The organism is Dawidia cretensis, assembly GCF_018598175.1.
Classification (GTDB): Bacteria; Bacteroidota; Bacteroidia; order Cytophagales; family Cyclobacteriaceae; genus Ohtaekwangia; species Ohtaekwangia cretensis.
Window position 1 is genome coordinate 40287 of record NZ_JAHESE010000006.1, and the last position, 26042, is coordinate 66328.

Consider the following 26042-nt stretch of genomic DNA (forward strand, 5'->3'; position numbering starts at 1 on the left):
GGGCGAAATTAAGAAAAACAGGGATTTACGCGTTATGAAAAGCAGCGGCCCGATTGGTAAATTATTAAAAAGCTTATGAAGATGTACGTTTGGGTGTTTTGTAGTTTCATGGCCCTCGCCACGAAAGCACAGGACGACGAGGGGTTTGAACTGGTTAAAAAAGATGGCGATATCAGCATTTACGAGCGCTGGATTACATTTTCCAAGGTCTCACCGCCCGTAGAGGCCCGCGAAGTAAAGGGGGAGTTTTTTTTCAACAACACGGTATATGAAGGGCTGCGCATCATTCAGGACCAAACGTTGGTTGAGCAATGGCAAAGCCATGTGAGCGAGTTTAAGATCTACAAACAACGCGACACCACTACCTGGTTCGAATATTCCTACCACGACATTCCCTGGCCCGTCGCCGACCAGGATAGCTACCTGATCTATCGTCTCTCCTTCCCGGGCCCCGGCATCCTCTTTATCGCCTTCGAATCGCACGTAGACGCTACACGTGCTCCCGTGCGTAAAGGTGTTACCCGCCTGGAGCTGGCCGGCAGCTGGCGCCTGGAACGGCTGACGCCAGGCCGTACAAAGGCCACTTATCGCATCTTGTCCAAACCGGGAAACATACCCAAGTTTATCACCGACCCGATCATCCGCAACAACATGATGACGACGATCCGCGAGTACATTGCATTACTCGAGGATCCGTCACGCTACAATAAAAAATGATTATTCCGCCAATACAGGACGGTTGGCAATAGCCTTGGCAGTGGCTTCCAGAATCTCGAATGCGCTTTCGGCCATCCGGTTTTCTGTGTCCAGTGTCGGGTTTACTTCTACGATCTCCCAGGCACAAACCTTGTGGTCGCGCGCCAGCTCTGTATTGAGCACCTTCGCTTCCGCTACGGTCAGGCCATTGGGCGACGGCGTGCCGGTGCCGGTCGATACATGGCTGTCGAGACTGTCGACGTCAAACGACACGTAAACATAATCGCAGTGGTCGAGCATCGCCAACGCCTTGCGGGCAATGACTTCCGCGCCTTCGCGCTGCACGTCTTCGATCTCGATGAAGTTGACGTTGTATTTGTTCAACAGGTAGTTCTCTGGCTTTTCCAGTTCGCGTACGCCGATGTAGACAATGTCTTCCGGGTAGATCTTCGGGCCGGGCATCCCTACGTTCTTAAGCTGCTCCCAGTATTCGAGCGTCTCGCCGAGCGGGTCGTTGATCTTACACTCGTAATTGTCAATGCTACACGCCATAGCCAGGGCCATGCCATGCATGTTGCCGGACGGAGTGGTGAACGGTGTGTGGATGTCGGCATGGGCATCGATCCAGATCACGCCGAGACGTGCTTTGGGATGCGCCTTTTTGATGCCGGCAATGGTGCCGTAGGCGGTGCTGTGGTCGCCGGCCAGTACCAGCGGGAAGAACTCATCAAAGATGGTTTCGTATACTTCCAGGCAAACGCGCTCTTCCATGATCATGACGCCGTCAATGAACTTGGCGTGTGCATGTTGGGCGCCGTCAAACAGGAGCTCGTTGACGTTCTCTACTTCTACGGACTCGTGTTGCTTAAAAAAATCCGACTGCAGGTCGAGGCTGGCGATCTTCATGGCTTCCACGCCCATGCTCGCGCCGCGGGTTCCGGCACCGATTTCGGACTTCACTTCAATGATCTTTAGCTCTTTCACGACAATGTCTATTAAGGTTTTATGAATTAGTGGTTAACCGCAGGAATAAGTTAAAAAAACGCGCTTCCGTCCGCCCTTAGAGGTCGGGCTGACCGGTGTAGACCGGAACAATCAGATCGGAAAAACGATTAACCATGGGTTCCAAATGAATTATTGCAAAGATGGCAAATTTATCCCAATATTGCACCCTTTGCCAGAGCGTTCGTCACTATCTGTTCATTGCAACAGCAGCAATCGGCCTGTAGTAGACCACTGACAATAAAAAGACCGGCGCAGGAAGCCCTCCGCACCAAACTAAAGTCATTACATTTTTCAAGACGTTCAACAGACTAACAGACAACGGAGTAAATGAAGAGCTACCGCGAACTGATTGAGCAAACTTTTGAGTTTCCTCAAAAAGAATTTAAGGTCCGCGACCACGAATTGCTGTTTAACGATGTTCCCGTGATGGACATCATCAAACAATACGGCACTCCCCTCAAGCTAACCTACCTGCCCCGCATTAGCGAGAATATTCGCTCAGTACAGGCTCTTTTTAAGGCTGCTCTGGAGAAATTTAAATACAACGGTAAGTACACGTATTGCTACTGCACCAAGTCTTCACACTTTTCCTTCGTTCTGGAAGAAGCCGTGAAGAACGAGGACGTGCACATGGAGACTTCGTCGGCGTTCGACATCCCCATCGTGCGGTCTCTCTACGCCAAAGGCAAGATCACCAAGGATACGTACATTTTGTGCAACGGCTTTAAAATGCCGTTGTACACACAATACATCTCCGACCTCCTCAACGACGGTTTCCACAACTGTATTCCGATCCTGGACGAGATGGGTGAGTTCGAAGAATACGAAAAGAATGTCAAGACCCCCTACCGGGTAGGCATCCGTGTGGCCGCCGACGAAGAACCTAAGTTCGAGTTTTACACCTCGCGTCTCGGCATTCGCTACAGCGACATCATTCCTTTCTACCGTGAGAACATTGAGAAGAGCGAAAAGGCGTCGCTTAAGATGCTGCACTTCTTCATCAACACGGGCATTAAAGACACCGCGTACTATTGGAGCGAGCTGAGCCGCTTTGTTTTCAAGTATTGCGAAATGAAAAAGATCTGCCCGTCGCTCGACTCGATCGACATCGGCGGTGGTTTCCCGATTAAGACGTCCCTTACGTTCCACTTTGACTATAAGTACATGATCGAACAGATCGTGGAAAACATTAAGTGGATCTGTGATAAGAACAACGTACCTGTGCCGAACATCTTCACGGAGTTCGGTAGCTACACCGTAGGCGAAAGCGGCGCGGTGCTGTACAATGTCATCGATCAGAAACTGCAGAACGACAAAGAGCTGTGGTACATGATCGATGGTTCGTTCATCACCCACCTGCCGGACGCATGGGGCCTCAACCAGAAGTATGTACTGCTGGCCGCCAACAAATGGGACGACCCTTACCACAAGGTAAACATGGGTGGCCTGACGTGCGACAGCATGGACTATTACAACTCGGAAGCTCACACGGGCGAGGTGTTCTTGCCCATGATCAACGACGAAGAGCCTTTATACATCGGCTTCTTCCACACAGGTGCTTACCAGGAATCTCTGGGTGGCTACGGTGGCATTCAACACTGCCTCGTACCAGCCCCGCAGCACGTCCTGATCGACCGCAACGAAGACGGCGAGATCACTACCCGCCTATTTGCTGCGCAGCAGACTGAGGAGAGCATGCTGAAGGTATTGGGATATTAAGATAACGACAACAAAAAAATAAGAAGCCCGCATGTATACATGCGGGCTTCTCTGTTTATACCGTTATGCTCTTTGAGATAATTACCGGCCGAACATCGACAGCTGCGTTTCTTTATACCCTGTTGGTATAGCGAAGTCCGCGGCCGGCAAGGCATGGCGCTTCAAGGATGTAACTTCCATAATCATGTTGCCTTCGGGAACCGTCATCTCGATGCGCAACGGTACACCGTCGATCTTTTCATAGAACAACCGTTGCGGATTGTTGCCAAAGCGCTGCTGCGCCATACTCTTCATGTCGAAGTCCTGAATAGCCGTGGTCGTCCAAAATATCTGCGTGCTTTTTTTACCCTGGTAGGTGCTCTCTGCAACGTACTTGGTACAGGTGTAGTCCAGGATCTTTTTTGTCTCCGTTGTCTTGGTGACTTTCACCTCAGGCGTCTTGGTTTTATCATCCTGATTTTCGTCGCCTTTGGGCAACACCGAGTAGGTTTTGCTTTCGCGGTCGATGCGGTAAGATTGATTTTTATCCTTGAGGTAGAGCATTTCCATGTTGGCCATGATACCGCCTTCCATTTTGGTCAGCGCGTTGCCATTTTTAGTCTTTTGCTCAAGCCCCGTCGGTATGAACGAATTAATGTTGCCACCTTTCGCTGCCTTGAGCATCGCCTCCATTTGTGTCTTCATCTGGGGGTTTGCTTCCATCATGGCCTTGAACTGGGGGTCGCTCATTTTTGCTTCCAGCTCTTTCATTTGCGCCTGTGTAGCCGGGTCGTTCATTTTCTTTTGTGCTTCTTCCATCTTGGCTTTGGTGGCCGGATCGGTGATTACTGCTTCCATCTTCCAGCGGATCGTGCCTTCGAATAGTTGCGCTTGACCTGGTAAAACCAGGAGCAGCAACAGGGCGGCGAAGAATAGTTGTCTCATATGATGTTTGTAAATGTTTAAGGGTTTTTATGCCAGCATTTTGTAGTACGATTACCGTGCCAGCCAGGTTATCCGTTGGGCCGGATACGGCGCCGAACGTTGTCAAAGTAACAGATTCTTCGCCAATCCAAAAATAGGCCCCTATGAGCCTTCCGTCGTATGTTAAATTTTACGGAGCACGTTCGGTGAATAAAAGAGGAAAAACTGCGCTGACGCGACACAATCGCGACCTAAGCGTCATCGCAATCGACAACACACGGTAAAAAATCGACGCCTGGCACGCCGGATGAATTGTATAAACGCAGGCTTTTTTTAGTTTTGCTATAATCCAAAAACCAGTCGTGAATAACGCTATCGTCATTGTTCCCACGTATAAGGAACGCGAGAATATCCGCGCGATCATCGATACTGTCTTTGCGCTGCCCAAGGATTTTGACATTCTTATTGTAGACGACAATTCTCCTGACGGCACGGCTGAAATTGTCGAACAACTTCAGCTTACGTACAATACAGCAGTTACCCGCCTGCACTTATTAAAACGTCCGGGAAAACAAGGATTGGGTACTGCCTATATCACAGGGTTTAAATTTGCGCTGGAAAAAGGTTATGACTACATCCTGGAAATGGATGCCGACTTTTCGCACGATCCGAAAGACCTGGTAAATCTATACCTCTCGTGCGCGGAGCACGGCAGTGATGTGTCGATCGGCTCGCGTTATGCTACGGGTGTAAACGTGGTGAACTGGCCCATGGGCCGGGTGTTGTTGTCGTACTTTGCCAGTAGCTATGTGCGCATGATCACGAGCATTCCGATACGCGACACGACAGCGGGCTTTGTTTGCTACCGGCGTGTGGTACTGGAGACCATCGTGCTGGATCAGATCAGATTTGTGGGATATGCTTTCCAGATCGAGATGAAATTCCTCGCCTGGAAGTTTGGCTTCAAGCTCACAGAAGTCCCAATCATCTTTACCGACCGCACGCGCGGAGAGTCAAAGATGTCTCCGGGCATCTTCAAGGAGGCCTTCTTCGGGGTCTTGCAAATGACCATTCAAAGCTGGTTCAGAAAATACATTCCCAACCCAGCCGTTACGGCGGTACGCTAAGTGTTCCGGATAACTAACATCCAACCCGCTGGTTCGCGGACAAGCTGACCTGCCCGCGAACCAACGGATCAAATCACGTCAGCTAATCCTCCAGGCCAACAAAAGTGATCGGACCGACGTGTGATTTCACCAGCTCGAGATCGGGCTCGGTAATTTCCACTTCGTAACCGTCCTCTTTTAGCATGTTGAGGATGTCTTCCGCAGCTTCACGCTGTTTGTAAATGTGGTAGTCTTCGCGGGCAAAGACCGGGTACCGGCCTAATTTCTGCTCGCGGTCAACAAAGTTGAAACCACACAAAAACAGCTTGCTACCTGCGTGCTGGATACGATACAAAGGCATTTGCGGATACTGCTGTAGCCATTCTACAACTTCTTCGCGTGTACCTTGTACGATCTCTGTCAGCTTAAAAATGCGCATAACTTCTCCCTGGTTGGGCTTATCCAACATACGCAGGTCAAAATTGTGTACATAAGCAGACAGTCCTACGCATCCGCACAATACCATGAGCGGATTTTGAGCGTCGCCGTGCAACCGCACATCCAGATTCTTGGCGTTAAAGAACGCCTGAAGCCGGCGGTTGCGCTTCTGGATAGTTGAGGTCAGGTCAGGCCTGACCGGATTTTTGAATTTTAATTGCATAACATTAAAACATTTCGATATAAGGTGGGCTCCTTACATCAACAAAAATAGGAAATTATTTGAAGTTTAAACGCTTATAACCACGGATTAACTAATCAAAACGAATGGCTTTTATGGGCCGGATACGGACAATAACCTCGGTAGGGATAATCAGGACCGCGGTAACAACCATGAGTGTCAATAAATTAAGCATCCAGACAGTCTCCCAGTGCCAGCTAATGGGCACAAAGCTCATGTAATAGTCATGAGGATTCAGTTTAGCGATTTTAAAATAATACTGCAAGCTACAAAGCCCCAATCCAATCAAATTGCCTAAAAACAGGCCTTTCATTACAAGACTGAAACCCTGGTATATAAAGATCGAACGCACCAGGCGATCGTTGCCTCCCAACGCTTTTAACATACCAATCATTTGTGTACGCTCCATTACCAAAATCAACACGATTGAAATCATGTTTACACATACCACGGTGAGTATAATGCATAACAAAATTACTACCTGACGGTTCACCAGCCCGAGCCATTCAAACACCTGTTGATAGCGCTCGCTGATCAAGTCTATACGCATATCAAAATCTGTCGACTCTGCCAGTACCTCGCGCGCTTCTTCCGCGTGCTCGGGATCATATAAAAACACTTCCAACCCACCGCTTACACCCTCCGCCCAATCGTTTAACCGTGCAATCAGGCGAATGTCACCGAGAATTACCTTGCTGTCAAAATACTCCGATAAATTCGTCTCATAAATACCGGCAATCTTCAGCTTGCGAAAACGCGGAGGGTTTTGAAAAAAGTGTACAATAATAAAATCCCCAACCTTTGCTTTCAACTTATCGGCGATGATTTGACTGATAACGACCTGATTCGAGTGACTGGAGTCGGGGAATTGAATAAACTCTCCCGCGATCAGGTTTTCCTGAAAGGCCTTTTGGTCAAAGCTTTTACCGACACCTTTAAACACGACGCCTAACACTTCATCTTGCGTCTTTACCAATCCCGTCTTATGCGCATACTCCTGCATGTGGCGGATATAGGGATATTGCTCGGGATGATCGTATGCGTCGACATGAAAGTCCATCGGCTCCTCGTCCACGGAGTTGCTGGGGGTAAGCTTAGTAATAAGCAGGTGGCCGTTAAAGCCGTATATTTTATTCTGAATAGTCTCCTGAAATCCCTTCATGATCAGAAAGGAGACGATGGCGGCGCCGAGCCCAATGCCGATACTGACAATGGCGATCTTGTGGATCGTCGAGGCAAACCCTGACCGCTGCTCCCGGCTGATTCTTTTAGATATGAAATACGAAAGGTTCAAGCCTAATTATTACCTTTTCAGCTAAATATGGCCGTAAAAGTAGGACTTGAACGGTCCATAACCAACTGTCCGTAAAACAACCACCCGTTCCTATGAAAGTACGCACCGCTGCCATCCGAACCGCCTTTTTGCTCCAACCGGGGCTATTCGCCCTTTGCCTGCTGGGGTTGGTACAATGCCACGCCCGGCCCACAACGCCGGCAACGGAGGCTCCGGCGGCCGCCCAGACCCCTGCCCCACCCCCCGGCGTCGTTGTCGGGGCCGCCCGGCTCGATGTCCTGCTGCCCAAACTGGCCGGCAAGCGGGTAGCGTTGGTCGTCAACAATACCGCCCTGATCAACAAAACCCACGTGGCCGATACGCTCAAAAGCCGCGGTGTAAACCTGGTCAAGATCTTTGGACCCGAGCACGGCTTTCGTGGCAATGCCGCCAATGGAGAACATGTGCAAGATAGTATCGATCACCAGACCGGTGTGCTCGTGGTATCGCTCTACGGCAAGAACCGCAAACCCACGCCTCGCCAGCTGGCCGATGTCGACATCATTATCTTTGACATCCAGGATGTAGGCGCCCGCTTCTATACCTATATCAGCACGCTGCATTACCTCATGGAGGCCTGCGCCGAAAACAACAAACATCTCATTATTCTCGACCGCCCAAACCCCAACGGCAGTTATGTCGATGGCCCTATACGCAAGCCGGAGTTTAAGTCGTTCCTGGCCATGCACCCCATTCCTGTCACGCACGGTATGACGCTGGGTGAAATGGCGGGCATGATCAACGGCGAAGGCTGGCTGGACGGTGAACGCAAGTGCGACGTTGAAGTGATTCCGCTCCTGCATTGGAAACGTACTGACGATTATTCACTGCCCGTCAGGCCTTCGCCCAACCTGCCAAACGACCAGGCCATACGCCTGTATCCCTCGATCTGTCTCTTCGAGGGTACCGACATCAGTCTCGGCCGCGGTACGCCGATGCCCTTCCAGGCACTGGGCAGCCCTGCGCTGAAGAATGTGCCCAACATGACATTCCAGTTCACCCCGGTGGAGATCAAAGGCACGACGATGGATCCACCGCACGAGAACGAAACCTGCTATGGGATAGACCTGCGCCAGGTGCCGGTAGCCCGCAAGGTAGACCTGCAATACCTCCTGAAGGTATATAAACTGTATCCCAATAAAGAGAAGTTCTTTATCAAGTCTTTCAATGTGCTGGCAGGCACAGAGGAGCTGCAACAGCAGATCAAGGCGGGTATGACCGAAGAACAGATTCGCGCCAGCTGGCAGCCCGGCCTGGACGCCTTTAAAGAAAAACGCAAGAAGTACCTGCTGTATCCCTGACCGTATCGTTCCATGACCAAAGCCGAAAAAGTGGCGGATATAATCGCCATCCTCGAACATCATTTCCCCGACCCTGAAATACCCCTGCAGCACAAAGACGCCTATACCCTGCTCATCTCGGTGTTGCTCTCGGCGCAGTGTACGGATGAGCGCGTAAACAAAACTACCCCTACCCTCTTTAAGCAAGCCGACAACCCTTACGATATGGTAAAGATGAGCGTGGAGGAAATCCGCGAGATCATCAAACCGTGCGGGCTGTCGCCGATGAAATCAAAGGGTATACATGGGCTCTCGCAGATCCTGATCGATCAATACGACGGCGAAGTGCCCGGTACCTTCGAAGCGCTCGAAGCGTTGCCGGCCGTGGGGCACAAGACGGCCTCCGTCGTGATGACCCAATGGTTCGGGTTGCCAGCCTTTCCCGTCGATACGCACATTCATCGCCTGGCCTACCGGTGGGGCCTGACCAACGGCAAGAGCGTCGAGCAGACCGAGCACGATCTGAAACGCCTCATACCCCAGGAGAAATGGAATAAAGCCCACCTGCAGATTATTTACTTCGGCCGAAAGTTCTGCCCGGCCCGCGGCCACGTGTGGACGGAGTGTCCGATCTGTTCTAAATATATGCGAAAAGACCTGCGCGACTAGAAAAACAAATGCCGAACGTGGTCAACGTCCGGCATTGCCTTGCGCGCATCTGCTGAATAAAAAGCTGCAGACAAAAAATGCGCGCTACTCTTTAGTTAAAAAATTGGCATCCGGTGCCGGCAAAAAATATTTACCACCAACAACCACTACGAATGGAGTAAATGACCTGTCGCACCGGAATGCCATATCTTTACCTACAGGCAATCGCCTGTAGCCTTGTTAATCTACATTGTCATGTAAAAACTTATTGTTGCCCAGAATGCTGTTGTCATCATTCAGGTTATACTTTGAAATGAACGGCTCCGAAGAGTGCGGCACGTCCGTCATCTTTACACCGCGACGCAGGTACGCGGGCAACGCCCACTTTTCGTTGAACTCCTCTTTGGTCATTTCGTTCTTGCGCGCTTGCTTGAGCTTGTCCTGGCGCTCGCGTGCTTGTTGCTGCAAACGCTGTTTGGTGTTGCGCAACTCCATCATGCCGTCGTCGTTGATGATCTGGTCACCATACTTTACGGACACGTCGTCAAACTCGTCGTCGCGAAACAAGCCTTCATCACCCTCGTCGTCATGACGCACGACGGGTTCTTGTTGCTTGTTGTTATTGAACGGGCCGGAGAAGGTAAATTCACGCTCCGACGAACGGTTCTCTTCCGGACGTTCAGGCTTTACTTCCGGCTTGGCTTTCACGTCGAAGTTGCGCTCGTTTACCGAATTGTCGCTGTGCGTCTGCGTGCTGTTGCCGTTGAACAACCAGCCTTGTTGGCGCTCGCTGCTACGGTCCAGGTCGTGCACCTTCTTGGTATCTTCTGCCTTCCTGGGCGGGGAAGTAGTAAACTTCGTTGACTCATGGTTAAAACCGGTAGCGATTACCGTTACACGAATGCGGTCGCCCAGGTCGGAGTCTACACCGTGACCGAAGATCATTTCGGCTTCTTCGCCGGCCTGCTCCTGGATATATTCGGTGATCTCGGTAAGCTCATCCATCTGCAACTCGGCTTCTACACCCGAGATGATGGACAGCAAGATTTTCTTCGCACCCATGATGTCGCGGTTGTCCAGCAGGGGTGACGACAGGGCACCTTCGGCAGCCTTTTTGGCGCGGTCTTCACCGCGCGTTTCGCTGGAGCCCATCACGGCCGCCCCTGCGTTTAGCATGACCGTGCGTACGTCCTGGAAGTCTACGTTTACGTAGCCGGCCAGGGTGATGATCTCGGCGATGCCTTTGGCACCAGTAGTCAATACGTTATCGGCTTGGGCAAAGGCCTGGTTGATCGAAAGGTTGCCATAGATCTCGCGCAGCTTGTCGTTCAGTATGACCAGTACTGTATCGCAGCTTTGACGCAAGGCATCGATGCCCAGCTCGGCCTGTGCCATTTTTTTCTTTCCTTCGAATGAGAACGGCGAGGTAATGATGCCGACCGTCAGGATGTCCATATCCTTGGCGATCTTGGCAATGACGGGCGCCGCACCGGTTCCCGTACCACCGCCCATACCGGCGGTGACAAAAACCATTTTGGTGCCGGTCAGCATCTCGCGAATCTGCTCCTTGCTTTCGAGGGCAGCGTTCTTCCCTACTTCGGGATTCGCGCCGCAGCCCAGCCCTTCCGTTAGGTTGAGACCGATCTGCAACTTGTTCGGTATCGGGCTCAGGTTCAGCGCCTGGGCGTCGGTATTGCAGACGACAAACTCAACATCTTTGATGCCTTGTTTGTACATGTGGTTCACAGCATTGCTTCCGCCGCCGCCCACGCCGATCACTTTGATGATCGACCGCGTGGGGCTCGTCTTCGGAACATCAAATTTGTAGGATCCTGTTTCGAACATGTGTATTACTTTTAGTGGTTGTTGCTTTTTTTGTGACCGGCAAAAATATCGTTCCGAATCTCAAGTCCCAATACTCTCCTGCCAGTTCTCTGTATTTAATATTCGTTCTTACCGTCCAGGTCATCGATCAACAGGCTCTTGGTTTTGTTCAAGATGTCGTTGAAGAAATTCCTCGATGCGACGGGCTTCTTCGCTTTGGGTGCTACTCGTACCACCTCGCGAGCTTCTTTGTAGCGCGATTCCCGCTCGTCCAGCGAACGGAACCCCGATAATACCAGCCCTACCGCAGTCGCATACATCGGGCTCTTCGCGGCCTCGATCTTAGTCTTGCCCAGGTGCTCGTTCGGGTAACCTATACGGGTATCCATACCCGTCATATACTCTACCAGTTGTTTCAGGTTGGACAGCTGCGAACCACCGCCGGTGATGACGATACCACCTGCCAACCGATTTTCAAATCCTGACGCGATGATTTCGGCGTGTGCCATCTCGATGATTTCTTCCATGCGCGCCTGGATGATGTTCGACAGGTTCTTCACGGAAATCTCTTTCGCCGCACGGTTGCGGATGCCGGGGATCGACACGATCTCGTTCGGGCTTGCCTCTTCGGCAATGGCCCTGCCGAAACGGGTCTTCAGCTGCTCGGCTTGCTGCGGCAACACCATTAACCCTTGCTTGATGTCATTGGTAATGATGTTACCTCCGAACGGGATCACCGCCGTGTGACGGATGATGTTGTCATAGAAGATTGCAATGTCCGTCGTACCACCACCAATGTCGATCAGACAAACACCCGCTTCCTTCTCTTCGTCGTTCAGCACGGCGAGGCTGGATGCCAGCGGCTCCAGGATCAGGTCCTCGATCTCCAATCCTTTGCGGCGTACACACTTGTTAATATTGTTGATGGCGTTGGTCTGCGCGGTAATGATGTGGAAGTCCGCCTCCAGGCGCACACCCGACATGCCTACCGGCTCCTTAATGCCGTCTTCGTAGTCTACCATGTAATCTTGCGGCATGACGTGGATGATCTGGCTGCCCGGAGGCACTACCATGCGATACATATCCTGCGTCAGACGCTCCACGTCGTCGATCGTGATCTCATCTTCTTTGGAAGAACGTGTAATACCACCATGTTGAATAAAGCTGCGGATATGCTGACCCGCAATGCCCACGTTTACCACACCGATGTCGATACCGGCCTGATCACCCGCTTCCTTGATCGCCTTTTCGATCGCGTGCACGGTTTTGTCGATATTGAATACGATACCTTTCACCACGCCCTCCGATTCAGCCTTGCCCATCCCGAGGACTTCCAGCTTACCGAATTCATTCTTACGACCGACAATCGCACAGATCTTGGTTGTGCCTATGTCCAATCCGACGACTATTTTCTCGTGTTCCATGGTAGTAATTCTATTTATAGTGGTTGTGTTATTCTTTTTTTATTACTCCGCGACAATCTGCCCCTCGTACTCCAGGTTTACCCTGTCGTATTTATTCCATCCCATACGCGGCAGGATCTCTTTATAAAAGACCCGCAGTTTCTTAAATTTTACTTCCGGATTGTCCGGCCGGCCGAACTCGATGCGCTCATCGCCTACTTGCGAGTACATCGTGATACGTGCCTTGCTATCCATGTCGAGCTGAGCGATCTGGGCATTCCAAAACTCGTCTTCGCGAATGGCATTGATCAGTGCGATCAATTGTTTGCCTTCTTCTGTATCGTTAACGTTCTTCTGCTTCAATAATTGCCGCACAAAACCGCCGCTGATCAGCACCACCCGGGAGGTAAACTTCTCCGACACCGGCATGATCGTACCGTCTTCGGCGATATAGCCATCAGGCCCATCGTTGCGGACTATACGAGCAATCGGTCTGCGAAGTTCCACGCGAATGACCATATTTCCTTTCAGGTCGCTATAAAGCTCACCTTCTTTCACAAACGGCTCGCTCTTTACACGCTGCTCGATTGCCTTCAGGTTGACCTCGTTCAGGCCGGTACCCCGCAAGTTCTCGAGGTTCAGCTGCATGAGCTTCATGACATCGGCCTCGTCCAGGAAATGGTTCTCTTGCTCGTTCTCGATCTTCACGGCGATGTCGCGTACGGTAATATCTCCCTGCCGGCGTTCGGTAAAGGCAATAAATATCGCCACCACGACGACCGCGGCAATGATCTTTACTTCGCGCTTCAGGTTAAACTTAACCTTCATACTTTGTCTCCACGAGCTTTTTAATGGGCTCAATAAAAGTGTCTATATCACCGGCGCCCACTGTCACGACTACGTCGAGGTCGAGTGACGCCAGCTTCTCCATCAAATCGTTTTTGCTGCAGCGGATCTTGACCGGGCTGGTGATGTCTTTCATCAGCATGTCAGAATCTACTCCCGGTATCGGCAGCTCCCGCGCCGGGTAAATGTCCATCAGCAGCAGCTCGTCGGCCAGGCTCAGGCTGGCGGAAAAGCCTTCTGCGAAATCGCGCGTGCGGCTGAAGAGGTGCGGCTGGAAGATGACCGTCAGCTTCCGCTCGGGGTACATCGACTTCATAGACCGCAGAAACGCCTCGATCTCCGTGGGGTGATGGGCGTAGTCGTCTACATATACCACCTTCTTACCGCGTACGATAAACTCAAAGCGACGCTTTACGCCTTTGAATGAGCCCAACGCTTCAACAATTGTCGCGGTGGGAACACCGCATAAATGCGCGGCCACCGAAGCGGCAATCGCATTTTCAATGTTATGAAAACCAGGGACACCGAGCCTTACATGTTCAACCGATCCAATTCCATGGAGGTCGAACTCAAAAAATCCGCTACTTGCGTTAATGTTGCCGGCAAAAAATTGTCCCCGGCTCATGCTGTATACATATTTGGTAACGTGATCCATCCCTGCCGTCAGTTGTTCGGCAACAGACTCATGGATGATCAGCGCACCGCCTGTGTTGATCTGTTTGATATAATCCCGGAACGAAGTGATCAACGCATCGTGGTCACCGTAAATGTCCAGGTGGTCTGCATCGGCAGAGGTGATAATCGCGATCTGCGGGAAAAGCCGCAGGAACGAACGGTCAAATTCGTCGGCCTCCACTACCACCGTGGTGTCGGGCGTTACCTCTCCCTGCATGATCAGGTTCGAGCTGTAGTTGGTGGTGATCCCGCCGAGGAAACCCACCATGTTGCGGCCCGCCACGTGCAGAATATGCGACACCAGGGACGACGTGGTCGTCTTGCCGTGCGTACCGGCCACTCCAATGGTTTTGTATCCTTTGGTGATCAGGCCCAATACTTCCGAGCGCTTCAGGATGGTATAGCCGTGCTCTTTCAGGTATGCATGCTCCTGGTGATCTTTCGGGATAGCCGGCGTAAATACCACCAGCGTTTTGTCTTTCTGGCTCCGCACTTCGCTGGAGATAGACTGGACGTTGTCGTCGTAGTGAACCGCCATGCCTTCTGCTTCCAGCGCTGCCGTGAGCGCTGTGGCCGTACGATCATACCCCGATACCTTCAGGCCTTTTTTCATAAACCACCGCGCCAGGGCGCTCATGCCAATGCCACCGATGCCGAGGAAATAAATATTATCGTATTGCTCTATCTTCACTTGATCAGCTTTTCAATTTGTTGTACGATGTCCGCCGTCGCGTCCGGCTTGGCCAGCCGGCTAATGTTTGCCCGCAAGCGGGCCGCCCGTTGTTCGTCGAAGAGCAGTTTCAGCGCTGTCTCTACGAGTGTTGCATCTGCGTCTTTGTCGGCAATCAGGATGGCTGCATCCTGTTCCGACAGCGCCAGTGCATTTTTTGTTTGGTGATCTTCCGCTACGTTGGGGGAAGGCACCAGGATGCTCGCCTTGCCCGCGACACACAGTTCGGATACCGACAGCGCGCCTGAGCGGGAGACTACCACGTCGGCCACTGCATAGGCCAGATCCATCTCGCGCACGAAGTCGTGCACGCGGATCTTGCGCAGATCGTACTTGCCCAACTGGGCTTTGTACGTCTCATAATATCCTTTGCCCGTCTGCCAGATTACCTGTACCCCGGCATCGATCAACTTTTCGATGCCGTGCAGAATGCTCTCGTTGACAGTGCGCGCACCGAGGCTCCCACCGATGATCAACAGCGTGCGAATGCGTCCATCAAAACCGAAGTGGCTCAGTGCCTTCTCACGTTTCGTCGCCACGGTGAGGATATCCTTCCGTACCGGGTTGCCGGTAAAGACGATCTTCGCTGCCGGGAAGTATTTTTCCATGCCGGCGTATGCTACACATACCTTCGACACTTTGCCAGCCACTTGCTTATTCGCCAGGCCGGCGTAGGAGTTTTGCTCCTGAATGAGCGACGGTACACCGAGGCGTGTTGCCGCCAGCATCACCGGGCTGCTGGCAAAACCGCCGGTGCCGATCACGGCATGCGGTTTAAAGTCCTTTATAATGCGACGGGCCTTCACCAGGCTCACCAGCACTTTCAGCGGGAACAAGAGGTTCGTCAATGTCAGCCGACGCTGCAGTCCACTGATCCACAGACCTACTATTTTATAGCCAGCCTCCGGCACGCGGGTCATCTCCATCTTGCCCTCCGCACCGACGAACAGGATATCTGCGTCGGGATGCCGTTCGCGAAATGCATTCGCAATCGCTACCGCCGGAAAGATGTGACCACCGGTTCCGCCGCCGCTAATGATGAGTCGATATGGTGATGACTTCGTTGTCATGCTTACGCCGCTTTGGCTGTCGGTACGTTTCTCGGTTGTTTCTGTTGTTCGCGTTCTTCCCCACTGTCCGCCTTTTGTTCCCAGTGAGCGTCTTTCTCACCGCGGCTTACGCTGAGCACAATGCCCAGGGCCAGACCGGTAAAGACCATCGATGTACCCCCCATGGAGATCAGCGGCAACGGCTGCCCCGTGATCGGCCCCAGGCCTACCACGACACCCATGTTTACCATCGCCTGACACACCGTGTCGAAGCATAGCCCGGCCGATAGTAATCCACCGAAGGCGCGCTCGCTGGCATACGAAGCTTTCATGCCCCGGTGCAACAAAAGCAGGTATAGGGCCAACACCACGATCCCGCCTACCATGCCATATTCTTCAATGACGATGGCATAGATAAAGTCAGAGTACGGGTGCGGCAGAATGTTACGCTGGTCGCTGTTACCCGGCCCTTTGCCCAGTATGCCCCCTGTGGCCACAGCAATGTGTCCTTGCACCGCCTGGAACGGAAGGTGTGTCCCTTCGATAAAGCTCGTGATCCGGCTCTTGGCAGTTTCTCCGCGCGAACCAAATTTGAGCGCCAACGCGCCGAACAGCAACCCGACAAATACCAGCATGGCGAGGTACTTGGTCGGCACCCGGCCGATAAACATGATCAACATACAGGTCACCAGCAGCAATACCGCTGTCGACAAGTTTGTCAGGGCAATCAACCCGCAGATCACGCCGCACCAGAACAGGATCGGGATCAGCGACTCTTTAATATCATCGATGTTTTGCTGACGCTTCGAGAGCATACTGGCCAGATTTACGATCAGTGCCAGCGACGCAAAGTCCGAAGGCTGGAAAGAGCCCACGATCGGAATATAGATCCAGCGCGCAGCATCGTTCAGCGACACCCCGTTGGTGAACGTATAGATCAACAGTGGAATGCTGATCCACAACGCAAACTTGGAAAGCTTGGAGTAATACCGGTAGTCCACACGGTGGGCAAACCACATCGCCGCCAGGCCGATGAATACGTGCATGGTATGCGTTAATAAGATACGCTCGGGCATGGTCGAATGTTTGTAGGCCAGCGTACCGATGGAGCTATAGACCACCAGGATGCTGATAGCCGACAATGCAAATACGACCGCCCAGATGACTTTGTCACCCTCGAGGTATTTGTCCGCCCACTCTTTAACCTTGATCATCATTACCCTTCTACTTCTTTTTTCAAATCCAATACTGCCTTCCTAAACTGATCGCCCCGGTCTTCGTAGTTCCGGAAGAGATCAAAGCTTGCACAGGCGGGAGACAACAATACCACGTCGCCGGGTTTTGCCTCCTGCAGGGCCATCTTCACAAGCTCCGGCACGCTCTGTGTCTCCCGTACCACGGGCACTACGTCGCCAAAAGCTTTCTTCAGCTTCTCATTGTCCTTGCCCAGACAAATCAGGGCACGGACCTTCTGCCGCACGGCGTCTTCGATCTGGCCATAGTCATTGCCTTTATCGACACCCCCGGCGATCCACACCAGCGGCTTGTCATAGCTGCCGAGTGCATATACTACGGAGTCCACATTAGTGGCCTTCGAGTCGTTTACAAAATCAACCCCTTTGATTGTCGCCACCGGCTCCAGGCGGTGCGGCGCATTCTTAAAGGTCTTCAGTCCCGCACGGATAGCTGCTACCGATACACCGGCCAGGTAGGCCGCCGATACGGCTGCCATGGTGTTGATCAGGTTGTGCGGACCTTTCAGCGTAGTGTCTTCCTGTGCAATGCTAAAGTGCTCACCCAGGTCGAAGCGCATCACCGAACCATCGTAATATGCCGGCGCTGCTTTATCGCGTTGCAACGACACTGCCACCTGCTTGGGTGCGATCTCGCGTTTCTTCAATTCAGTCGAGATGACCACGTCGTCTGTATAGTAGATGAAGTGGTTCGGGGTCTTCATATTCTGAATCAGCTGGAACTTCGAGTCTACGTACTTCTGCATAGTATACTCGTATCGGTCCAGGTGGTCCGGTGTGATGTTCAACAATACACCGATGGCGGGTGAAAAGTCGCACGTGCCATCCAATTGGTAGCTGCTCATCTCCAGTACATACCACTCGAACTTTTCGGTCGTGACCTGGCGTGCCAGGCTAAAGCCCACGTTTCCCGCCAGGGCTACTTTGTGTCCTGCGCTTTTAAGCAGGTGGTATGTCAGTAGCGTTGTCGTGGTTTTCCCGTTGGTACCGGTAATGCCGATGATCTTACCATCGATGTACCGGCACGCGAACTCGATCTCATCGATGATCGAGATCCCAGCTCCTTTAATCTTTTTAACGATCTCAGCCTTGTCGGGAATACCGGGGCTTTTGATCACCAGGCTGGCCAGCAGGATTTGATCTTCGGTGTGCGTGCCTTCTTCGAACGGAATACCGGCGGCGGTCAGCTCGGCCTTGTATTTATCTTTGATTTGCCCTTGGTCCGATACGAATACGTCGTACCCCTTCGCTTTCGCGAGTATGGCAGCACCCGTTCCGCTTTCTCCTGCACCTACGATGGCAATCCGTTCAATCATTTTTTGCTCTTTATACTAAAGCGTTCTTTTCAATTATTGTTAGCGTAGCTTCAGGGTGGCCAGCGTCAGGATGGCCAACAAGATGCCACAGATCCAGAAGCGCGTCACGATCTTTGCCTCGTGGATGTTCTTCTTCTGGTAGTGGTGGTGCAGCGGCGACATCAAAAAGATGCGGCGCCCTTCACCGTATTTTTTCTTGGTATACTTGAAGTACGACACCTGAATGATCACCGATAGGTTTTCGACCAGGAATATGCCGCACAACACGGGTATCAACAGCTCTTTTCGTACCGCGAGCGCCAGCACGGCAATGACACCGCCCAACGTAAGGCTACCCGTGTCGCCCATGAACACCTGTGCGGGATAAGCGTTGTACCACAAAAAGCCCAAACATGCTCCCACAAAGGCCGTACAGAAGATTACCACCTCTGCCAGGTTGGGAATGTACATGATATTGAGATAGTTACTAAAGTCTATACGTCCCGACAGATAGGCTAAGATCGCCAGCGCCAAACCGATAATTCCGGACGTACCCGCGGCCAATCCATCGATACCATCCGTAATGTTCGCACCGTTCGACACCGCGGTAATGATCAGGATCACCACCAGCACATACAGCACCCAGGTATACTCCCGTAGCCCCTCTGGCAGAATCTTGCCATAGTCCAGCTCGTTGTTTTTTACGAACGGCACGGTAGTAATCGTAGTCTTCTTGTCTTTATAGTGCACCTTGTTGGTGGTCGGCCCTGTCTCCTGCTGGAAGTCCTGTACTTCGGACGTGGTGAGCGAGGCTGCATTGTCCACTTCCCGTACCACGACAAAGTCATTAAAGTACAGCGTCAGCCCGACAATCAACCCCAGGCCTATCTGACCAACGATTTTAAAGCGGCCTGCCAGCCCCTCCTTGTTCTTGCGGAATACTTTAATATAGTCATCCAGGAAACCGATCAATCCCAGCCAGCATGTTGCAATGATGAGCAGCACCACGTACACGTTGTCCAGCTTCGCGAACAGCAGCGTGGGAATCAGGATGGCCGCAATGATGATGAGGCCGCCCATGGTGGGTGTACCCTTCTTCTGCAACTGTCCTTCCAGACCGAGGTCGCGAATGCTTTCGCCTACTTGTTTGCGGCGGAGGAAATTGATAAGGTTCTTGCCGAATGTAATGGTGATGAGCAATGACAGGAATGCAGCCATGCCCGCGCGGAATGAAATATACTGGAACACCCCCGCTCCCGGGAAGTTCAGCTCATTCAGATAATTAAAGAGATAGTACAGCATTCCTCAATCAGTATCGCTAGTGTGTCATCAGTTTTATCATACGGGCCACTACCTCGCGGTCGTCAAACGGGTACTTCACCCCTTTGATCTCCTGGTAGTCTTCGTGTCCTTTGCCGGCCACGAGTATAATGTCGTGGTCTTTGGCCATCATGCAAGCCGTTTTGATTGCCTCCTCGCGGTCGGCCATCACCAGGGTCTTGCGTGTTTCCGTAGGCGTTACACCGGTCTGCATCTCGCGGATGATCTCCATCGGGTCTTCGTCCCGCGGATTATCCGACGTCAGCACAACCTTGTCGCTAAAGCGGCAAGCAATCGAGGCCATCAACGGCCGCTTTGTCTTGTCGCGGTTTCCACCACAGCCTACGACGGTAATGACTTGTTCATTTCCCGTGCGGAATTGGGCGATGGTTTCCAATACATTTTTCAAAGCATCGGGTGTATGGGCGTAGTCTACAATGGCCGTCACCTTCGCACCGGGCATCACCAGCTCAAACCGACCGGGAGCACCTGTCAGCGACGAGAGCTGTGTCAGCACTTCTTCGGAATCTTCGCCCAACAGCATCGCGGCGCCGTAGACGCCCAGCAGGTTGTAAGCATTAAAATCTCCGACTATTTTAAACCATACATTCTTGCCGCCGACTTCCAACTCGAGACCCTCGATGGAATTGGTAATGATCTTGCCTTTGAAATCGACCATCTTCTTCAAGCCAAACGTATGCTTGGCGGCGCGTGTGTTTTGCAGCATGACCATACCGCGCTTGTCGTCGGCGTTCACGAGCGCAAACGCGTCGCTGTTCAGATCGTCAAAAAATTTCTTCTTGGCTTTGATATAGTTCTCGAACGTTTTGTGATAGTCCAGGTGATCGTGCGTGATGTTGGTAAAAATCGCGCCAGCGAATTTTATGCCGGCAATACGCTCCTGGTCTACCGCGTGCGAGCTCACTTCCATAAATACATGCGAGCAACCCGCCTCCATCATCCGCTTCAGCAGCTCGTTGAGCTGGATCGGATCCGGTGTGGTATGCGTGGACGGAACAACCGTGTCATTAATACGATTCTCAATCGTCGAGATCAACCCTACTGCGTAGCCCAGCTTGGTAAAGAGTTGGAACAATAACGTCGCCGTTGTTGTTTTACCATTAGTGCCGGTCACGCCGGTTAACTTCAGCTTATCGGACGGGTTGTCGTAGAAGTTTGCCGCGATTACTCCCAGTGCATGGGCGCTGCTCTTTACGGTTACATACGTAACAGTTTCGGTGATCATCTCGGGCAGCTTCTCGCAGACAACGGCCACGGCACCTTGCGCAACAGCCTTCTCGATGTATGCGTGTCCATCGGACTGCGTGCCGCGCACGGCTACGAACAGCGTACCGGGTGTTACTTTGCGCGAGTCAAAGCAAAGGTTCGAGACTTCCACATGCATGTTGCCATAGCTGGAAGTCAGTGAAACTTTGTATACGATGTCTTTGAGCTCTGCCACGTTTATAATCCGGTATAATTTCTATTTTCTACGGTCTCTCTTGAAGTATACTTCTTAAGTTATCCACAAATTCTATCCACAATTCCACATTGGGAATATATCACCCCAAGCGTATATAAATTCTATCACCTCTTTTTACGCGTGCTCCACCCGTGATCGACTGTTGCTGAACACGTCCTTTGCCCTCGTAAAACACATTTAGGCCCGACTTCTCCAGGAGAAAGATTGCATCGCGAAACGTCATGCCCATGACATCGGGCACCAGGTCGCGGCCCGCCGCAGCCTTCTTCCAATCCACGCCGTCGCCGGTGCGAGACGATCGCACCCACTCTTCTTCTGTTTGAGAGTGGTTTGAGATACCCAGCTCATTGCAGAGCATGGTCAGCTCCTGCTGATTGCCCGCACGGATTACCGGCAGCACATCGGTCTTGGCAAACTTCCGTACATCCATCGGCTGGTGCAGATTGATGTCGCGTGCATAGATATTGTCGGCGATTTCCTTAAACACCGGCGCGGCCACACTGCTGCCGTACTGGTACCATCCCCGCGGATTTTTGATCAGTACAATGGCACTGTATTTCGGGCTGTGTGCCGGGAAGTAACCTACAAACGATGTGATATACTTCCGTGTGTAGCGGCCATTCTCCAGAATCTGCGATGTACCGGTTTTACCCGCGATCCGGTAATGTGTACCTTTGATGTTCTTGGCTGTGCCCTTTTCAACAACACCCTCTAACAACAGCTGCAGCTTATCGAGTGTTTTGCCTGAGCAGATCTGACTGTTCAACACTTCTGTGTCAAACTTCTCCTCCTCTTCGTCCGCGCGGCTCACCGAGCGTACAAACACGGGCTTGATCATTTTGCCCCCGTTTGCTACCGCATTGTACAATGCGAGCGTATGCAGCGGCGTGATCTCAAAGCCGTAACCGTAGGCCATCCAGGGTAAGCTGATACCGCTCCATCCTTTTTGTCCCGGGCGTTTGATCTTCGGGATCGGCTCCCCTACCAATTGCACTCCCAGCGGTTTTGACAGTTTCAGCTGGTCTATGTAGTCTACAAACTTTTGCGGCTTCAGGCCGAAGTGTTTGTCGACAAGCTTTGCCATTGCTACGTTCGAAGAGTGCTCGAACGCTTCCTGGATCGAAACACGACCCAGGCCGCCTTCTTCGTGATCGCGTACGGTGCGGTTGTAGACGGTATATTCACCGTTGCCGACGTCGATCGTATCGCTCAACTCTATATTCGTATCTTCCAGCAGGGCCATCATCGTTACCAGCTTGAAAGTCGAACCGGGTTCGAACAAGCCACCCGCCGCGAAGTTGAATTTCTCATAGAAGCTCCCCTGACCATTGCTGCTCAGATTGGACACGGCTTTGATCTCGCCCGTGCTTACTTCCATTACGGCTACCAGTCCGTCGTCGGCATTGTGCGCCTTCATGGCTTTGAGCAGTGCGGTCTCGGCCACATCTTGCAGGTTAATATCAAGCGTCGTTCGCAGGTCCAGACCATTCACGGCTTTCACGTTGTTGGCATCTTGTACCGGCATCCATACACCACCCGCCAGTTTCTGATAGTAGGCGTAACCATCCGTACCACCCAACTGTTTATTGAAGCTATATTCCAGTCCGGCACCGGTTTCATTCTCGTTTACAAATCCAATCGTACGACGGCTCAGGTTCGAGAACGGGCGGTAACGCACATCGATCTTTTCAAAGATCGCCCCACCCGCCTGACGTCCTTCGCGGAAGATTGGCCAGCTTCGCATGATCTTCTTTTCCTGGTAGTCGATTTGACGGCGGTTCAGGATTATATATCGCTTGTGGCCCGCGCGTGCATCTTTCAAAATGCGGCGATATTCTTCGGTAGACTTGTCTTTAAAGAATCTCGACAGTTGCAGTGCCAGCGAGTCTACTCCTTTTTTAAAGATCTCTTCTTTTGGCACGGTGGCATCAAATGCTACCTTATAAAAAGGCAACGACGTAGCCAACAGGCTGCCGTTGTCAGAGTATATGTTCCCGCGGGTGGCTTTTACTTTTTTGTAATCGAACGAAATCTTTGCGCCCATCTTCGCCCACTTCTCGCCCTCCACAAACTGAATATGTCCGGTCTTGATCACCACGGCAATGGCGAACAGGACGACAAACAGAAATGCGATCCGTACTCTTAATAATATGGACTTCTTAATATTCACCTTTTTGTACTACTATCTTATAGGGCGGTGTCAAGCTTTCTTGTAATCCGTAGTCGTTCACTTTACGGGCTACTTCCGACTGTTTGCTGGAAAACATCAGGTCGGCTTTCAATGTGGTATAGTCGGCGCGCAGGTCTTCTACTTCTGCCTGTATGGCATTTATGCCCCGCACGGTCTTTTCTGCATAGTGTGTGTTACTGATATACAGGATGCCGAGCGTCAATACGAACAGAATCTTCGGCAGATACTGCACCGGAAACCCTTCTTCGAAGTAGCTTTCCAGTCTGATGCGGCGCTCCAATACAGCAAACAGGCCACCACCGTTACCGGCGGTCGCCTCACGGCTTTTGCTGTTGCTGCTGGGACGAATCTTAAATTTGTTCTCGCTCATCGTGCTCCTGCCTACGCTATTAATATTACTTCCTGTCTACCAGTCTTTCGGCAACCCGCAGTTTTGCGCTGCGTGCCCGCCGGTTTTGCTCCGTCTCTTCTTCCGATGCTTCGATCGGCTTGCGGTTTACCGCCTCAAAAGGTTTCAGCTCGTGGCCGTAGAAGTCTTTCTCCACATCGCCAAACACTTTCCCTTTGTTGATATAGTTCTTCACCATTCTGTCTTCCAGCGAGTGATATGACATCACCACCAGCCGGCCTTCGGTATTCATGACTTCGCCACATTGGCGCAAAAAATTTTCAAGCGCTTTCATCTCTGTGTTCACTTCGATGCGTAGTGCTTGAAACACCTGGGCGAAATATTTATTCTCCTTGCCGCGCGGGGCAATGCTTTGCAGCGCTGCCTTTAAGTCTTCCGTACGGACAAAGGGGCGATTGGCGCGTTGTTGGGTCACAATCTTCGCGGCGGTTCTGGCGTTTTTAAGCTCGCCATACATGCCGAAGAGTTTGTGCAGGTCTTGCTCTGTATAGTCGTTCAACACGCCCGCGGCGGTAAGCGCCAGGTTCTGATCCATGCGCATATCGAGGGGGCCGTCAAAGCGAGTAGAGAAGCCACGTTCCGGCGAGTCGATCTGGTGTGAAGAAATGCCGAGATCGGCGAGGATGCCGTCAACTTTGGTAATACCGTTGATCTTCAGGTACTTTTTTAAGTACATGAAGTTTGCCTGACAAAATGTGAAAGAACGATCCGTGATGCTAGCGGCTTCACGCTTTGCGTCGTCATCCTGATCGAAGGCAATCAGCCGGCCACCCTGGAGCTTTTCCAATATTGCCTTACTGTGCCCACCGCCACCAAACGTCACATCGACGTAGGTGCCTTCTGGCTGAATACGCAGCGCTTCGATACACTCGCGGAGCATGACAGGGTTGTGATAACCTTCTGTCATAGCTACTCGCCCAGGTACTTCTGCGCCAGAGTCGACAATTCACCTGGATCTTGAATCAGGTGCTTCTCGTACAGGGCAGGGTTCCATACCTCTACTTTGTTTCCCATACCGACCAGGATGATGTCCTTTTCGATCTGAGCGTGCGCCAGGTATTTCTTGGGGATCAGGATACGACCGTTGTTGTCCATTTCTACTTCCGTAATCCCCGCGAAAAAACTGCGCTGCAGCGGTACAGCCTCTTTGTTAAACTCATTTAACCCCGAAATCTTCGAGAAGACCTTGTTGAACTCCACCATCGGGTAGATTATGAGGCATGGATCGAGCGACTTACGGATCATAAGCACATTGCCGTCAGTCTCAGGCAACTGCGCTTTGATCCGCGCTGGCAGGACAAGTCTGCCCTTCGCGTCAAGTTTGCTCTCATATTCACTGGTGAAGAAAGTCATAGACGTGTAGTGGTTGTCTTTTTCTCCTAAGCAAACATAAGTATTTTTGCTCCACTTCCAACCACTTTCCCCCACATTCTTACATTATAAGCGAAAAAATGTCCAAAAAGGCACTTCAAATGTCGCTTTTGATGGCTAAACGACACCAGGAGAATACGTCCAACCCTGCGTTTTTGAGCAAATCGGCGGGTTTCTGAAGGACAAAAACACCATGGTGGAGCAAAGTGGTTGAAAAAGGGTAGGCACGGCCATAAAAAAAAGGCCGCCCCACTTTCTGTGAGACGGCCCTTAACCTAACCTCTGCCCCTTTCCCGAAGGGACTCTACCAAACCTAAAACCTAAAACTATTTATAAGCATTTGCGCGGCGCATTACGGACGTTCAGCCTGCATCCGGGCCACGCCCTTCGATACTACCCATGACGGTGTGCCACCGGTGACAATACGCACAGCAGGACGCGCGGTACGACGAGCGTTGACTGCAGCCACACCCTTGGATACCGCCGAAGCGGCAGTGCCCGTCGTGACAACGGCAGGTGTATATCCCGTTTCGCGGAACTGCAATCGTTGTACATCTTTAGAGATCCATATCGGCGCGTTATCTTTTTTATCGCCAGTTTGAGCAGATGCAGCAACCGTCACACAGCCCACCAGAAACATCATTAACCCTAGCTTTTTCATATCTATTTGATCGTTTGTTTTCTTGCTCAAGTTTACGAGGCCTACGGGGAAAATGATATTAGGATTCACTTATAACCTCATTAGATTTATATTAGAGTATTAGAAATACATTAGGATGTGGGTTTTATCCCGTTGTAACTCGCATTAAATTCCGAAACCGTTT

General features: G+C 51.7%; 23 protein-coding genes. 5 read left to right on the forward strand and 18 right to left on the reverse strand.

Annotated elements, in window-relative coordinates; translation table 11 throughout:
* The first annotated feature begins 75 nt into the window (after positions 1-75).
* Positions 76-717 (forward strand): SRPBCC family protein, encoded by a 642-nt coding sequence (locus KK062_RS08765; protein ID WP_254083904.1) that lies wholly within the window; start codon positions 76-78, stop codon positions 715-717.
* Here the strand turns inward: KK062_RS08765 and KK062_RS08770 are convergent, their stop codons facing one another.
* Positions 718-1680 (reverse strand): arginase, encoded by a 963-nt coding sequence (locus KK062_RS08770; protein ID WP_254083905.1) that lies wholly within the window; start codon positions 1678-1680, stop codon positions 718-720.
* A gap of 348 nt (positions 1681-2028) precedes the next feature.
* Here KK062_RS08770 and KK062_RS08775 point away from each other — a divergent pair, with 348 nt between their 5' ends.
* Positions 2029-3420 (forward strand): type III PLP-dependent enzyme domain-containing protein, encoded by a 1392-nt coding sequence (locus tag KK062_RS08775; RefSeq protein WP_254083906.1) that lies wholly within the window; start codon positions 2029-2031, stop codon positions 3418-3420.
* Between the two features lie 81 nt (positions 3421-3501).
* On the opposite strand, the gene KK062_RS08780 is transcribed toward KK062_RS08775, so the two are convergent.
* On the reverse strand, positions 3502-4344 hold the full coding sequence (locus KK062_RS08780) for a DUF4412 domain-containing protein (protein ID WP_254083907.1): 843 nt from the start codon (positions 4342-4344) through the stop codon (positions 3502-3504).
* A gap of 341 nt (positions 4345-4685) precedes the next feature.
* Here KK062_RS08780 and KK062_RS08785 point away from each other — a divergent pair, with 341 nt between their 5' ends.
* Positions 4686-5450: a polyprenol monophosphomannose synthase gene (locus tag KK062_RS08785; RefSeq protein WP_254083908.1), complete on the forward strand. Its 765-nt coding sequence runs from the start codon at positions 4686-4688 to the stop codon at positions 5448-5450.
* Positions 5451-5532: 82 nt separating this feature from the next.
* Here the strand turns inward: KK062_RS08785 and KK062_RS08790 are convergent, their stop codons facing one another.
* Together KK062_RS08790 and KK062_RS08795 are read right to left on the reverse strand one after the other, a co-directional pair.
* On the reverse strand, positions 5533-6090 hold the full coding sequence (locus KK062_RS08790; protein ID WP_254083909.1) for a hypothetical protein: 558 nt from the start codon (positions 6088-6090) through the stop codon (positions 5533-5535).
* A gap of 91 nt (positions 6091-6181) precedes the next feature.
* Positions 6182-7402, reverse strand: coding sequence for an ABC transporter permease (locus KK062_RS08795; RefSeq protein WP_254083910.1), 1221 nt, complete (start codon positions 7400-7402; stop codon positions 6182-6184).
* 92 nt (positions 7403-7494) lie between these two features.
* Between KK062_RS08795 and KK062_RS08800 the strand changes: the two genes are divergently transcribed.
* Both KK062_RS08800 and nth read left to right on the forward strand, forming a co-directional pair.
* Positions 7495-8742 (forward strand): exo-beta-N-acetylmuramidase NamZ family protein, encoded by a 1248-nt coding sequence (locus KK062_RS08800; protein WP_254083911.1) that lies wholly within the window; start codon positions 7495-7497, stop codon positions 8740-8742.
* A 12-nt stretch (positions 8743-8754) separates the two neighbouring features.
* The gene (gene nth, locus KK062_RS08805; protein ID WP_254083912.1) at positions 8755-9390 is read left to right on the forward strand and encodes an endonuclease III; all 636 of its coding nucleotides are present in this window, start codon (positions 8755-8757) and stop codon (positions 9388-9390) included.
* A gap of 219 nt (positions 9391-9609) precedes the next feature.
* On the opposite strand, the gene ftsZ is transcribed toward nth, so the two are convergent.
* The 14 genes from ftsZ to KK062_RS08875 form a co-directional block, all read right to left on the reverse strand.
* On the reverse strand, positions 9610-11214 hold the full coding sequence (ftsZ, locus tag KK062_RS08810; protein ID WP_254083913.1) for a cell division protein FtsZ: 1605 nt from the start codon (positions 11212-11214) through the stop codon (positions 9610-9612).
* A gap of 95 nt (positions 11215-11309) precedes the next feature.
* The gene (gene ftsA / locus KK062_RS08815) at positions 11310-12617 is read right to left on the reverse strand and encodes a cell division protein FtsA (protein ID WP_254083914.1); all 1308 of its coding nucleotides are present in this window, start codon (positions 12615-12617) and stop codon (positions 11310-11312) included.
* Positions 12618-12659: 42 nt separating this feature from the next.
* Entirely contained in the window at positions 12660-13424 is a 765-nt protein-coding gene (locus tag KK062_RS08820; protein ID WP_254083915.1) for a cell division protein FtsQ/DivIB, read from the reverse strand.
* A complete protein-coding gene (gene murC, locus KK062_RS08825) occupies positions 13414-14808 on the reverse strand; it encodes a UDP-N-acetylmuramate--L-alanine ligase (RefSeq protein ID WP_254083916.1) in 1395 nt (464 codons plus the stop codon). Before murC ends, KK062_RS08820 begins: the two co-directional genes overlap by 11 nt.
* Positions 14805-15917, reverse strand: coding sequence for an undecaprenyldiphospho-muramoylpentapeptide beta-N-acetylglucosaminyltransferase (gene murG / locus KK062_RS08830; RefSeq protein ID WP_254083917.1), 1113 nt, complete (start codon positions 15915-15917; stop codon positions 14805-14807). The genes murC and murG overlap by 4 nt, the downstream gene beginning before the upstream one ends.
* Before the next feature lie 2 nt (positions 15918-15919).
* Positions 15920-17110 carry an FtsW/RodA/SpoVE family cell cycle protein gene (locus tag KK062_RS08835; RefSeq protein ID WP_254084068.1) on the reverse strand — a complete coding sequence of 397 codons (1191 nt, stop codon included), beginning with the start codon at positions 17108-17110 and terminating at the stop codon, positions 15920-15922.
* A gap of 2 nt (positions 17111-17112) precedes the next feature.
* Positions 17113-18465 carry a UDP-N-acetylmuramoyl-L-alanine--D-glutamate ligase gene (gene murD / locus KK062_RS08840; protein ID WP_254083918.1) on the reverse strand — a complete coding sequence of 451 codons (1353 nt, stop codon included), beginning with the start codon at positions 18463-18465 and terminating at the stop codon, positions 17113-17115.
* Between the two features lie 39 nt (positions 18466-18504).
* On the reverse strand, positions 18505-19746 hold the full coding sequence (gene mraY, locus KK062_RS08845; RefSeq protein WP_254083919.1) for a phospho-N-acetylmuramoyl-pentapeptide-transferase: 1242 nt from the start codon (positions 19744-19746) through the stop codon (positions 18505-18507).
* 16 nt (positions 19747-19762) lie between these two features.
* On the reverse strand, positions 19763-21226 hold the full coding sequence (locus tag KK062_RS08850) for a UDP-N-acetylmuramoyl-L-alanyl-D-glutamate--2,6-diaminopimelate ligase (protein WP_254083920.1): 1464 nt from the start codon (positions 21224-21226) through the stop codon (positions 19763-19765).
* 100 nt (positions 21227-21326) lie between these two features.
* Positions 21327-23417 (reverse strand): PASTA domain-containing penicillin-binding protein, encoded by a 2091-nt coding sequence (locus tag KK062_RS08855; RefSeq protein ID WP_254083921.1) that lies wholly within the window; start codon positions 23415-23417, stop codon positions 21327-21329.
* On the reverse strand, positions 23407-23808 hold the full coding sequence (locus KK062_RS08860) for an FtsL-like putative cell division protein (protein WP_254083922.1): 402 nt from the start codon (positions 23806-23808) through the stop codon (positions 23407-23409). Before KK062_RS08860 ends, KK062_RS08855 begins: the two co-directional genes overlap by 11 nt.
* Before the next feature lie 25 nt (positions 23809-23833).
* Positions 23834-24754, reverse strand: coding sequence for a 16S rRNA (cytosine(1402)-N(4))-methyltransferase RsmH (gene rsmH / locus KK062_RS08865; protein WP_254083923.1), 921 nt, complete (start codon positions 24752-24754; stop codon positions 23834-23836).
* Positions 24755-24756: 2 nt separating this feature from the next.
* A complete protein-coding gene (mraZ, locus tag KK062_RS08870) occupies positions 24757-25200 on the reverse strand; it encodes a division/cell wall cluster transcriptional repressor MraZ (protein WP_254083924.1) in 444 nt (147 codons plus the stop codon).
* Between the two features lie 370 nt (positions 25201-25570).
* Positions 25571-25879 carry a hypothetical protein gene (locus KK062_RS08875; RefSeq protein ID WP_254083925.1) on the reverse strand — a complete coding sequence of 103 codons (309 nt, stop codon included), beginning with the start codon at positions 25877-25879 and terminating at the stop codon, positions 25571-25573.
* Between the last annotated feature and the right edge of the window lie 163 nt (positions 25880-26042).

Excerpts from the sequence above, each read along its gene's own strand:
- KK062_RS08765 (WP_254083904.1), top strand. The coding sequence starts at position 76 with ATGAAGATGTACGTTTGGGTGTTTTGTAGTTTCATGGCCCTCGCCACG.
- KK062_RS08775 (WP_254083906.1), top strand. The coding sequence starts at position 2,029 with ATGAAGAGCTACCGCGAACTGATTGAGCAAACTTTTGAGTTTCCTCAA.
- KK062_RS08780 (WP_254083907.1), bottom strand. The coding sequence starts at position 4,344 with ATGAGACAACTATTCTTCGCCGCCCTGTTGCTGCTCCTGGTTTTACCA.
- KK062_RS08790 (WP_254083909.1), bottom strand. The coding sequence starts at position 6,090 with ATGCAATTAAAATTCAAAAATCCGGTCAGGCCTGACCTGACCTCAACT.
- KK062_RS08800 (WP_254083911.1), top strand. The coding sequence starts at position 7,495 with ATGAAAGTACGCACCGCTGCCATCCGAACCGCCTTTTTGCTCCAACCG.
- nth (WP_254083912.1), top strand. The coding sequence starts at position 8,755 with ATGACCAAAGCCGAAAAAGTGGCGGATATAATCGCCATCCTCGAACAT.
- ftsZ (WP_254083913.1), bottom strand. The coding sequence starts at position 11,214 with ATGTTCGAAACAGGATCCTACAAATTTGATGTTCCGAAGACGAGCCCC.
- ftsA (WP_254083914.1), bottom strand. The coding sequence starts at position 12,617 with ATGGAACACGAGAAAATAGTCGTCGGATTGGACATAGGCACAACCAAG.
- KK062_RS08820 (WP_254083915.1), bottom strand. The coding sequence starts at position 13,424 with ATGAAGGTTAAGTTTAACCTGAAGCGCGAAGTAAAGATCATTGCCGCG.
- murG (WP_254083917.1), bottom strand. The coding sequence starts at position 15,917 with ATGACAACGAAGTCATCACCATATCGACTCATCATTAGCGGCGGCGGA.
- KK062_RS08835 (WP_254084068.1), bottom strand. The coding sequence starts at position 17,110 with ATGATCAAGGTTAAAGAGTGGGCGGACAAATACCTCGAGGGTGACAAA.
- murD (WP_254083918.1), bottom strand. The coding sequence starts at position 18,465 with ATGATTGAACGGATTGCCATCGTAGGTGCAGGAGAAAGCGGAACGGGT.
- mraY (WP_254083919.1), bottom strand. The coding sequence starts at position 19,746 with ATGCTGTACTATCTCTTTAATTATCTGAATGAGCTGAACTTCCCGGGA.
- KK062_RS08860 (WP_254083922.1), bottom strand. The coding sequence starts at position 23,808 with ATGAGCGAGAACAAATTTAAGATTCGTCCCAGCAGCAACAGCAAAAGC.
- rsmH (WP_254083923.1), bottom strand. The coding sequence starts at position 24,754 with ATGACAGAAGGTTATCACAACCCTGTCATGCTCCGCGAGTGTATCGAA.
- mraZ (WP_254083924.1), bottom strand. The coding sequence starts at position 25,200 with ATGACTTTCTTCACCAGTGAATATGAGAGCAAACTTGACGCGAAGGGC.
- KK062_RS08875 (WP_254083925.1), bottom strand. The coding sequence starts at position 25,879 with ATGAAAAAGCTAGGGTTAATGATGTTTCTGGTGGGCTGTGTGACGGTT.